General features: G+C 27.4%; 15 protein-coding genes. 12 read left to right on the top strand and 3 right to left on the bottom strand.

The annotated features are described in order from the left end of the window. Positions 1–1,009: MFS transporter (locus ABCP60_RS15010; RefSeq protein ID WP_343102064.1), on the top strand; the 1,009-nt coding region annotated here is incomplete at its 5' end. A gap of 86 nt (positions 1,010–1,095) precedes the next feature. Here ABCP60_RS15010 and ABCP60_RS15005 read toward each other — a convergent pair. Both ABCP60_RS15005 and ABCP60_RS15000 read right to left on the bottom strand, forming a co-directional pair. Further along, positions 1,096–2,088, bottom strand: a complete 993-nt coding sequence (locus ABCP60_RS15005; protein ID WP_092921647.1) for an ATP-binding protein — start codon at positions 2,086–2,088, stop codon at positions 1,096–1,098. 8 nt (positions 2,089–2,096) lie between these two features. Further along, positions 2,097–3,149, bottom strand: coding sequence for a DnaD domain protein (locus ABCP60_RS15000; protein ID WP_092921645.1), 1,053 nt, complete (start codon positions 3,147–3,149; stop codon positions 2,097–2,099). 150 nt (positions 3,150–3,299) lie between these two features. Here ABCP60_RS15000 and ABCP60_RS14995 point away from each other — a divergent pair, with 150 nt between their 5' ends. From ABCP60_RS14995 to dcm, 4 genes are all read left to right on the top strand, one after another. Next, the gene (locus ABCP60_RS14995) at positions 3,300–4,772 is read left to right on the top strand and encodes a M1 family metallopeptidase (protein ID WP_343102063.1); all 1,473 of its coding nucleotides are present in this window, start codon (positions 3,300–3,302) and stop codon (positions 4,770–4,772) included. An 87-nt stretch (positions 4,773–4,859) separates the two neighbouring features. Continuing rightward, complete coding sequence (locus ABCP60_RS14990; protein WP_343102062.1) at positions 4,860–5,654, top strand: MBL fold metallo-hydrolase; 795 nt, start codon at positions 4,860–4,862, stop codon at positions 5,652–5,654. Between the two features lie 46 nt (positions 5,655–5,700). Then, a complete protein-coding gene (gene rlmH, locus ABCP60_RS14985; RefSeq protein WP_343102061.1) occupies positions 5,701–6,180 on the top strand; it encodes a 23S rRNA (pseudouridine(1915)-N(3))-methyltransferase RlmH in 480 nt (159 codons plus the stop codon). A gap of 95 nt (positions 6,181–6,275) precedes the next feature. Continuing rightward, entirely contained in the window at positions 6,276–7,391 is a 1,116-nt protein-coding gene (gene dcm / locus ABCP60_RS14980; protein WP_343102060.1) for a DNA (cytosine-5-)-methyltransferase, read from the top strand. 49 nt (positions 7,392–7,440) lie between these two features. Here dcm and ABCP60_RS14975 read toward each other — a convergent pair whose 3' ends face one another. Next, positions 7,441–8,238 carry a hypothetical protein gene (locus tag ABCP60_RS14975; protein ID WP_343102059.1) on the bottom strand — a complete coding sequence of 266 codons (798 nt, stop codon included), beginning with the start codon at positions 8,236–8,238 and terminating at the stop codon, positions 7,441–7,443. 383 nt (positions 8,239–8,621) lie between these two features. Here ABCP60_RS14975 and ABCP60_RS14970 point away from each other — a divergent pair, with 383 nt between their 5' ends. The 7 genes from ABCP60_RS14970 to ABCP60_RS14940 all read left to right on the top strand — a co-directional run bounded on the left by ABCP60_RS14970 (position 8,622) and on the right by ABCP60_RS14940 (position 11,373). Then, a complete protein-coding gene (locus ABCP60_RS14970; RefSeq protein WP_343102058.1) occupies positions 8,622–8,948 on the top strand; it encodes a hypothetical protein in 327 nt (108 codons plus the stop codon). Positions 8,949–8,962: 14 nt separating this feature from the next. Next, entirely contained in the window at positions 8,963–9,253 is a 291-nt protein-coding gene (locus tag ABCP60_RS14965) for a DUF960 family protein (RefSeq protein ID WP_343102057.1), read from the top strand. A gap of 20 nt (positions 9,254–9,273) precedes the next feature. Continuing rightward, entirely contained in the window at positions 9,274–9,867 is a 594-nt protein-coding gene (locus ABCP60_RS14960) for a hypothetical protein (protein WP_343102056.1), read from the top strand. A 133-nt stretch (positions 9,868–10,000) separates the two neighbouring features. Then, a complete protein-coding gene (locus ABCP60_RS14955) occupies positions 10,001–10,276 on the top strand; it encodes a Mor transcription activator family protein (RefSeq protein ID WP_243139368.1) in 276 nt (91 codons plus the stop codon). A 4-nt stretch (positions 10,277–10,280) separates the two neighbouring features. Continuing rightward, a complete protein-coding gene (locus ABCP60_RS14950) occupies positions 10,281–10,667 on the top strand; it encodes a YkvA family protein (protein WP_343102055.1) in 387 nt (128 codons plus the stop codon). Between the two features lie 27 nt (positions 10,668–10,694). Continuing rightward, positions 10,695–10,994: a hypothetical protein gene (locus ABCP60_RS14945; protein WP_343102054.1), complete on the top strand. Its 300-nt coding sequence runs from the start codon at positions 10,695–10,697 to the stop codon at positions 10,992–10,994. A gap of 79 nt (positions 10,995–11,073) precedes the next feature. Next, positions 11,074–11,373, top strand: coding sequence for a hypothetical protein (locus tag ABCP60_RS14940; protein WP_343102053.1), 300 nt, complete (start codon positions 11,074–11,076; stop codon positions 11,371–11,373). Positions 11,374–11,628: the final 255 nt, after the last annotated feature.

Below are 11,628 nucleotides of genomic sequence, written 5' to 3'. Positions count from 1 at the left end.
AAATCTTAAATTCTATGATTTTGGAAATTCAATTAAGACATTAGATGTTTGGCCATATTTATTAATATCTATAATAATGGTTCCAATATTTATATATATAGAAAAAAGAGCAGAAGACCCTGTCTTAAACTTAAGTTTCTTTACTAATAAGCAAATAGCATTAACTTTATTTATAAGTCTTATAGTGGGATGTGGACTTATGAGTACTGTATTTTTACCACAATTTGCTGAAAATGTATTAAAATTAAAAAGAGGTAGTGGTGGTTATATAGTAACTTTATTTGCTGTATTTACTGGTATATCAGCTCCACTTGGTGGTAAGTTTATAGATAAATTTGGTGTTAAGAGATTATTATTACTAGGATTTTTAGCTAATATATTCGGTGTATTATATCAGGCAGTTATAACTGCAAATCATCCCAATTTCACAAACTTAACTATAGGATTAGTATTTATGGGCATAGGTATGGGATTTACCATGGGAACACCTGTAAATTATTTAATGATGAGTTTAGTTAAACCAGAAGAAATATCAATGGGGCAATCAACAGTTTCATTACTTCGCTCTATAGGTGTAGCTATATCACCTAACTTACTGATAAACTTCGTATCAGATGCAGGCAGAAATGTACCAGGTGCAATAGAAAAAGTAATGCCACATATACAAGGGATAACAGGAGGTGCATTAGGAAGTAGTACAGCATCAGCAGATATGATGAATAAATTACAAAATGCAGATGTTACTAATATATTTGAAACAGTTAAATCTTTTATGATGTCTATGCTCAATGGTATACAACATGCTATGTCAGTAAATCCTAATATGGATTTTGCAGCATTAAAAAGTAATTACTTAACAAGTTTAGATAAAGCTAAACCAGCCATAGAAAATGCGTATCAATACACTATGAATCAAGGTTATGCTCACTTATTTATAGGCGTAGCTGTTATATCATTACTTGGTTTAATTGCATCTTTATTTATAAAAAGCAAAAAGAAATCTAAATAGTAATTATAAAAAATTCTATAATAAAATGATCAGAATTAACTATAAATAATACTAAAATAGGAGAAAAATATTATAATATTTTTCTCCTATTTATATCTTTCCCATCTTAAATCATTACCAACAAACTTTATAAGCCTAAACTTATCTAATATTCTAGATAAAGTTCTTTGAGTATAAGTTTTTCCTATTTGATTAGGTGATAAGTTTGTAGAGATTATTATCTTTTTACCAGATACCAATCGAGTATTAACTATATTAAAAATTTCACCACTTGTAAATGAATTATTTAGTTCAGTTCCAAGATCATCTATTATCAATAAATCACAATCGAATAGATTTTTATAATTTTCATTAGCCATTTTATTATTAGGATCTCTTCTAAACTTATAGTCTTCAATAATTTCTAGGATTTTAAAAGATGTTTGATATATAACTACATATCCTCTATCTAATAAATCTTTGGCAATACAGTTAGACATATAAGTTTTTCCCAATCCAGTAGAACCATAGAAAAGTAAATTTTCACCATTATCTTTATCGAAATCTAATACGAATTTTTCACAAATAGAGAATATATCAAGCATGTTTTCTCTAGGTGATATACCAGCACCTTCAGGTCTTACAGGTGAAAATATATCAAAATTGAAATTGGCAAAATTCTCTTTACTTAAAACTCTATCTAAATTAGACATTTTGTAAGCTTCATTGATTATTTCCTGCTTAAAACAACTACATTTTTCACCATTTGGTGTAAAACCAGTATCTTTACAGTAATTACAATCATACTTCATCTCTAAATAATTTTCAGGTATACCATGAGTTTTTAAAAGAAGAGATTTTCTAGCTTTTAGAGTATCCATTTGTTCTTTAGATTCCTTTACTATTTTTTCTCTTGAATTAGGGTCAAGTAAAACAGCCTTAGCTAGTTTAAGTCCAATTTTACTAATCTCATCTTCTATATGCTGAATTTCTGGTATTCGAGTATAAAGTTCTTTTTTTCTCTTTTCTAAGTCAAGTTCATCTGCATCTCTTTTTTGCTCGTACTTTAGCAGGATCTCTCTTATTTTACTTTCGTTCATCTAATCACCTACCTAAATTTTTCCTTCTGACTTTTTTCGATAATTCTATCTAATTCCTCTGGACTATACTGAGTGAATGTCTCATTAAAGTTATGGAACTTAGTCTTTTTATAATTTTCGGAAGTCTTATTAGAGGAAAATTTACCAACATTTTCTTTTAATTTTCTTGATTCTTCTTGTATCTTTAAATCTTGAAGATTTTTTATGCTTTTATTATTCCAACTTTTAATAACACCATCAATGTATGTTATAGAAGGATTAGAAATATTTTTGGACTTAGAACAAGCTTCAAGAATTAATTCAATATCCATATTAAATTGATCTAACCATATATCCATAGTTTCTTTTTCAGACCTAGAAGGCTGTCTAAAGAATCCTAATTCATTAAATATAGTTTTGTATATCGTATATCTTTCACTTCTAGCATTAAAACTAACCTTAACATCATCAGGAGTATATAAGTTGCTATCATACCAGTTTCTAATTATACTCTCAATATATTTAACAGGCTTGGAAGAACCAGTTCTTTCTTTTACATTTTCATAAGCATAAACAATCATATCTGGATTCATATTGTATTTATTCATTATATCTAAAATACTAATTTTTTCACCTGGGTCAAGATGTCTGCCTACAATTTGATTTATAGAGTTAAACATCTTTCTAATGCTTGGGTTTTCAGCAACAGAAACGATAGAGTCTGTATTTGATTTAATAGATTTAGTATTAACAGTGGTATTTTCTATATACTGTTTCTTTAAATCTAAAAACTCAACAGAATAATCAAATTCATCAAGGCCTTCGTTTTTGTGCATTTTAATTATATTTTTGCTTTCCCAAAACTTCCATGCTGATAACACATCTGAAAGAGGGATATTTAAGTCTTTTGCAATAGAATTATTGTTAAACTTAGGATTAGAACTTGGGTCACAAGCATTTTTATATCCAAGGAGATAAACTTTAACGTATAACCCGTCCGCCATAGGCATAAATATATCTATAAAGATATTTGGAATGGATGTATCACCTAAGTCAACCTCATTAGGTTCTTTAAAAAACATTTTATCACCTCGCTTTAAATTATATCATAAAAATGTGATATTAAATGTAGCCTACATAATTATCAAGAAGAATTATATCATAAAAAGCTATATAAATTTATCTTGCAAAAAAACTTTTAAATTATTCATGTAAAACAGGGGGGAGAAGATTTGATAATAAACTTTACTAAAAGAGTAAGAAAGCTATTATCAGTAGGAATAATAGCATTAGTTTTAGTAGCCAGTGGAGGAGTATATTTTTACAATGATAAAAAAGGAATACCTTCAGCTAACCTAGCAAATGAAAAAGAGATTAATAGATATACAATAGATGTAGTCTTCGATGATGAAAGTAAACGTTTAATGTGTAACCAAAATATAGAGTATGTAAATAATACAAAAAGCACTTTAGACAAATTATATTTTCATATATATCCAAATGCCTTTTCAAAGAGTGAATTTGCACCTTTTGAAAAATCTGAAATGAAACAAGCATATCCAAATGGATTTAATGAAGGATATATAGATTTAAAAAACATACTAAATAATGGTAAAAAATTGGCCTATAAGGTAAGTGGTGATAAGAATGATATACTAGAGGTTGAATTAAAAAATCCAATTAAGCCAGGAAATAAAGTATCTATAGATATGAAATACAATGTTAAAATACCTAATTCACAAGGTAGATTTGGGTATGGAGAAAACACAGTAAATGTAGCCAATTGGTTTCCAATAGCTAGTGTCAATGATGCCAACGGATGGAATTTAAATAGTTATGAAACAGTAGGTGATCCATTTTATAGTGATACAAGCGACTTCTATTTAAAGATACTTTTGCCTAAAAAGTATAAAATGGGATGCACAGGGAAGGTAGTAAAGGAGACATCTGATAGTGATAAGACTCTTTATGAAGTAGAAGCAAGACAAGTTAGAGATTTCGCTTTTATTTTAAGTGATAAGTTTCATGTTGATAGTGATAAATATAATGAAGTGAATATTAATACATATAATTTAAATGAAGAATTATCTAAAGATGCTACATATATCGCAAAGAGTTCTATGGAGATATTTAGTGAATTATTTGGGAAATATCCATATGATACATACTCTGTAATAGCAAGCGACTTTTTTATAGGAGGTATGGAATACCCAACTTTAATAATGATAGATCAAAGCTTGTATAATAAGAGAGATAAGTTTTTATTAGAATATGTAATTGCACACGAGACAGCGCACCAATGGTGGTATTCAGTGGTTGGAAATAATGAAATAAGTGAACCTTGGATAGATGAAGCACTAACAGAGTATTCTACAATATTATACTTTGAAAAAAAATATGGAGATAAACTAGCTAAAAAATTAATAGACAATATGGAGTTACAGGCTAGAAGCTATCGTAGTGAAGATATATTTAAACCAGTAACAGGGTATTCAAACTCAATTGAATATAGTTTAAATGTGTATACTAAAGGGGCTTTAGCTTTCCATGAAGTAAGAAAAGAAGTGGGAGATAAGGTATTTTTTGATACTTTAAAGGAATATTACTCTACATATATGCACAAAAATGTAAGTAGTGCAGAGTTTGTAAAGTTATGGAATGATAAAGGTGTAGATATAGATAAAATTATAAAAGAATACAAGTAAATTTTAACTCAAGCATTAAATAATTATTTAATGCTTGAGTTTTTTGGTATAATATAATCTATGACAATGAGAAGACGAGGTGAATAAATGCTAAAATACTGTTCAATAGGAAGTGGAAGTAGCGGAAATTGCCATTATATAGAGTATAAAGATACAGGAATATTAGTAGATGCAGGTCTTAGTGGAAAGAGAATAACAACAGGACTTGATGATATAGGAATAAACATGGAAAAAATAAAAGGAATATTCATAACTCATGAACATTCAGACCATATAAAAGGTGCAGGGATAATGTCTAGAAAATATAATATACCTATATTTGCAAATGTAAAAACATGGTGTGCTATGAAAGATAAATTAGGAAATATAGAAAGTAACAATATGAAGGTATTTGAAAATGATAAAACTTACTCTTTAGGAGATGTGGTAATAAGACCATTTTCAATACCACACGATGCATCGGACGCAGTAGGATACAACTTCTACACAGGGAATGATAAGATGTCTATAGCTACAGATATAGGATATATAGATGACAATATAAGAAGACATTTATATAAATCAAAATTAGTAATATTAGAATCAAATTATGACCCTAATATGCTTATGATGGGGTCTTACCCATACTCATTAAAAAAGAGGGTGATGTCAGAGGAAGGGCATTTATCAAATGAAGATGCAGCTAAATTCTGTGTTGAGCTTATAAATAACGGAACGGAAAGAATATTATTAGCTCATTTAAGTAAAGAAAATAACTTCCCAGAACTAGCATATGAGACATCTAAGAGTATACTTACTCAAAATGATATAATAGTTGGACAAGATGTTAATTTAGATGTTTTATTAAGGGAAGAAGTTTCAGATATATACAAAGTTAAATAAATATTACTTACAAAGACATAAATAAAGAGAATAAAGGAGAATTCTTATGAATATAACGGTTATTAGCGTAGGTAAATTAAAAGAAAAGTATTTAAAATTAGGAATAGAAGAATTTTCAAAAAGATTATCTAAGTATTGTAAACTAGATCTAATAGAATTAGATGATGAAAAATGTCCAGAAAACTTAAGCCCAAAGGACATGTTAATAGTTAAAGAAAAGGAAGGTAAAAAAATTCTAGGAAAAATAAAGAGTAATAGTTATGTTATAGCACTTGCTATTGATGGAAAGAATTTATCTTCTGAAGAATTAGCAGATACTATGAGCAAGTTAGCTGTTAGAGGTAATAGTCATATAACTTTTGTTATAGGAGGTTCTTTAGGGCTTTGTGAAGAAGCATTGAAGAGAGCTGATTATAAATTATCTTTTTCTAAGATGACTTTCCCTCATCAGTTAATGAAACTTATACTTTTAGAGCAAGTTTATAGAGCGTTTAGAATAAATAATAATGAACCGTATCACAAGTAACGGAGCACGATTTTGAAATTGTAATATAAAAATTAAGGATAAATAATAATTGAGAATTTAGTGTCCTTAAAATATAAAATCAAGGAGATTAAATTATGACAAGGGTATTTAATGACAATATAAACTTTATAGATTTATTTGCGGGTATGGGAGGTTTTCACATCGCTTTAACTAAGTATAATGCGAACTGTGTATTTGTTAGTGAAATAGATAAATACGCTAGAGAAACATATATCCATAATCATATTCAGAATATAGAAAATACGGATATATTGTATGGTGATATAACTAAAATTCCAGAGGAGGATATACCTCAACATGATATTTTGTGTGCAGGTTTTCCATGTCAACCATTTAGTATAAGTGGAAATCAACTGGGGTTTGATGATGCTAGAGGAACCATGTTTTTTGAAATAATAAGAATAATAAATTTACATCAACCGAGTATTGTATTTTTGGAAAATGTATCAAATTTAAGAGGACATGCAAATGGAAATACATTAGAAACCATGAGTCAAATGTTAGAACAATCAGGATATAAAGTGTTTTATGAAATATTAAATGCTAGTGACTTTGGAGTACCACAAGCTCGTAAAAGAATATATTTTGTAGCTTTTCACAACAGATTAAATGTTAGAACATTTGAATTCCCGAGAGGTATTAGGGAAGAAACTCACTTAGCAGATATTCTTGAAGATGAAAGTTTAGTAGATGAATCTTACCATATAAATAGAAATGATATCGTATTTAAGACAGAAGAAGAGATAACAAAATTAGAAAGTACAGTAAAAAACCAACCTATAAGAATTGGGACTATAAATAGGGGTGGTCAGGGTGATAGAATATATAGTATAAAAGGTCATGCAATAACATTGTCAGCACAAGGAGGAGGTTCAGGATCTAGAACTGGTGCATATTTAGTTAATGGTCATGTAAGAAAATTAACTCCAAGAGAATGTTTAAGGGTACAAGGATATCCAGAAGAATTTGAGTTTCCAAATAGCATAACAAAATCACAAGTGTATAAACAGTTAGGAAATACTGTTGCAATTCCAGTTTTAGAGGGTATACTTAGAAAAATTTGTAGTTTGGAAGAGTTAAGAGATATGACTATAGATAGTAATACGGATCGAAGAGATACAATAGTTTACGAAAATAACACCAATGAGATTAATACATTTGAACAAATAGCATTTGATTTGATGAGATAATAAAGGATGTAGAAATAACTTCACATCCTTTACTTTTTATATATAAGGATTACTTAAACTCACTTTTAAATTTATTTAAGTCATCAACAAACTGATTTGCAATAAGCTCTATTGAGAAAATAACATTTGCATTTCTTGTATTAGACAACTTACGAATTTCATATTTTTTAGGTGAAATCTTATTTAGTTGGTACCTACGATTATTCTTATTACAGAAAATTTTAGATTTGTCAGGAATATCTGTATCAATTATACAATAAGCTTTCTTACCATCGAAAGTAATTTCATTATCACAATATTTATCCTTAATTAAATTTGAGAAAACTTCTTGGTCAGATTTAGGCATATTACTAGAGCCACTACCTTTAATTCTAAAGTTTGCTTTAATATTAAAATATTCACCATACTTGTCTAATGGGAATATGATATAATTACTATCATTGTTAGTAATTATATACTTAACTTCTTTATTTAAATAGTGATTTTTTATCCAAGACTCAAATATTTTTTGTGGAAGAGCAATCTCTAAAGCATTAGTAGACACATCTCTATATGTACTATAATTTTTATTCATATATTCAAGAATTAATCTAGAAAATTCATTTATATCAGATTTATTCTTTGGACTATAAATAAATTGATTTCCATTATCTAAAAGTACAAACTGTCCACTTTGTGCAGATTTCTTTTTTACCTCTATAGAAAATTTAAAATTACCATCTATATAGGTTTTAATATCTGCTACAGTAGAATCATGAGAGCCCTGAAGTTGGAATGAAATTCTATCATTTCCAAATGTAGAATTTAAATAAGATGTGGATTCTTTTTCGAATAATTCCCAATTCATCAATATCATCTCCTTAAATATTTTAATTCAATAATATTATAAAAAAATATATTGTACAAGCTAAATAGAATATTATAGAAAATATACAGTATCAAAAACTAATTTTAAATATATATTATAACTATGATAAAAGCTAGATGAGGAAAAATACTTCATCTAGCTTATTTTGTTTTCAAAATAAGGAGGAAGATACAATGGTAATAAACATTTGTGAAAATAAGATGTAGGAGTAGTAATGAGTTATAAGTTGTTTTATAAATGAAAACTGAAACGAAATAAATAATAAATATATATAATAATAATGAAATACGTAGTGAGGTATATGTGGCAATGTAAGCTACATATACCTCATTTTGTGTACAAAAATATAAGGAGGAAATAAGATGGCAATTTATATTTGGAAAGAGGAAGACTTAGAGTTAGTCAAAGAACTACCACAACAAGTAAAGGAAGTGATAAATGATAATCTAATAATATTAGAAAGACATTATGGAAAAGAAAGAACAGAAGATGATTTAGGAGGTTATGTAGTATTTTTAGATGAAGATAATATAGAACTTTTTAAAGAAGAAAAGTTAAAAGGACTTACAGCAGAATTTATAGATGATATAAAAGGAGCTGAATACATTTTAGCTTTATTTTTGTTGAGTTGTGATTTTTCAATAATAGTAGTTTGTCATAAAAAACTAAGACATATAATTGAAGGATAGAGAGGGAATAGGTTATGTTTTCAAAACAAAGATACTTAACAAGAGAAGTAGCAGAGAAGGTTCCAGTAGAGATACAACTACTAATGTGGAATATGATTGAAGAACTAAAGGTAAAGAAAGACTACTTACAAGTGTTTCAGCTAAAAGAACAAGGTCAACAAATGTTGGGAATAAAACATAAACAAGAAATCCCCGAATTCACGCAGACTATTCTAATAAAAAACATTGGGATAAAAAAAGAAATGAAGATATATGTAATTGATAGTGGGGATTATAGTACTATGATGTTCAGTCATGAATACTAAAGAGCAAGGAGAAAGCCATGATGATAAATAAAAATTCAGATATATTAAATGAATTATTTTTTAGAGAATTAAAGGTTTTAATAGAAAAATATAATGGTATAGATGAAGATACAAAAACTAAAATAGAAATAATAATGGAGACTCTAAAAGATGAGGAATTAAAAGAATACCTAATTGATAATCAAAATAAGCTAAAAGAGCTAATTGAGGAAAAAAACGAAAAGGAACTAGATAAAGACATAGTAATATTTTTTGCTTGGCATAATCTAAAAATAGGAGAAATAGATGTAAAAAAAGTAAAAGAATATATAGAAGAACTTAAAATAAATAGTTATGTAGAATTAGAGGAATATATAATTTACAGAATGGAAGAGGGCTTAAAAGATTATGCTAAGGAAACACTAGAAGAAAGACTTGAACAGGAATATTATGTGGATAAGTTATTTGACAAAGAAACTATAATTGAAATGTGGATAAATAAAGCTACTAAAGAGGAAATAATACAAGAAATTGTTGATAATGTGAATATAGAGGAAGCTTTAGAATTATGTCCACAATATTCTTTTACATTGGGTAATGGAACAATGTATAAATATTCAAATAAAGATATATAAGACGTGATTTCGTAAAAATACGGAGTCACGTCTATTTTTGTATATTTTAAAAAAGATTTTACAAGAGAAAATCAGAATGAAATTAAAAAAAATAATGGTTATTATTTAAAAAGGTGCTAAAAGGAGGTGGAATATGAAAGAGGATAAAAAATACTACAAGGGAATATATGCTGATATGGTAGACATATTAGGAGAAGAAATAGTAAGACGACTACATAAGTATTACAAAGGACAACAAGTAACATTTCCTATGAAACTATATTCCAGCGAGTACATAGAAAAATACATACAAGAAAATCAAGGTAAAAAAACTTTAAAGGAGATGTGTCGAGAACTTGGGTACACAGAAGGATGGATAAAAATATTAATGAATAAATATGAGTTGAAAACAATAGAAAATAAGGATTAAGATTATGAGTAAGTTTAATTATATAAGTATGTATTCAAAAGATTCATTATTTGAAAAAATAAAAGATGTATTTTCAAAAGCTGGAATATCAGTAATATATGGAGTATTGTTATTGTTTTATGCACTACAAGACCCAAATATACCATTAAAGGCTAAAGCAACTATATTAGGAGCATTAGGTTATTTCATAGCACCTATCGATTTAGTTTCAGACCCTATCCCAGTTGTTGGATATGGAGATGATTTAACTGCAATAACAGTAGCATTAGGAGCAATTGCAATATATATAACAGAAGATACAAAAAAGAAAGCAATAAGAAAAACAAAAGAACTATTTAAAATTACGAATGAAGAAGATTTAAAGTTAATAGAAGAATGTATAAAAAACTAAAAATAAATAATAAGGAGAAACTTAAATATGATAGGGATAATAGATTTTTTACTACAATGTTTAGTATTAGTACTAGCCATAGGACTATTCATAGGAATAAATAAAATATTTAATATATATTATTATGGATGTTTACCTATAGGATTTACATTCCTGCTATGCTATTGTGCAGTATATGCATTATTTGAGTTCATTATTGGAGGAGCAGGCAAAATAGTAGTATTATTATTGAAAATAGGATTCTATGGTTTAATAATAATAGGAGCAATTTATATAATATATTGGATATTGCTTAAGTTAGGTAAGATAGACCCAATTGAAAAGTAAATAAGTAATTTAAACAACGTGATTTTACAGTAAATAAAACTCTAAAATCACGTTATTTTTATATATAAGGAGTAAGAAAATGAGTAAATCACAAGTAATAGAAACAAAGTATTGTAAGATATTAAAACAAGCTAAGATAAGAGAAAATAGTGAGGTATACAGTATTGAAAAAATATTTATAAAGGGATTAAATCAAGAAGAAATAAGATTAGCTTATTATAAAGACATAACAAGAAGGGGAGTATTTCAAGAAGAAGCTTTTATACCTAGACCTGTTGATTTAACTGAGGATAAGTTACTTGAACTAGTATCTAAAGGTGTATCTCAAAATGTGTTCTCTAAAGTATTTGTAAGCAAATTAAAATCTATTTTAGTTTAGATATATAGAATTAGCAATTAATAATAAATATAAATAGTTATTATTAATTGCTATTATTTATATTTTTTTTATAAAATAAAATATAGATAAATGGAAGGAGGTTACACGTGAAAGAGGGAAGACATAATAAGAAAAGGAAATTAGCTAAAAAGAAAAAAACTTTGAAAGAGATAACTAAGTATATAACTGGTGATAATGATGAAAGTTTATTTTTCGAGGCAAATTATCAAGAAATAAAGCGAATAAGAGAACTAC

The sequence above is a fragment of the Romboutsia sp. MSSM.1001216sp_RTP31141st1_G3_RTP31141_220114 genome (genome assembly GCF_039031195.1).
Classification (GTDB): Bacteria; Bacillota; Clostridia; order Peptostreptococcales; family Peptostreptococcaceae; genus Romboutsia_C; species Romboutsia_C hominis.
The sequence above is the reverse complement of the archived record's forward strand: the minus strand, read 5'-3'. Positions and strand labels throughout refer to the sequence as shown.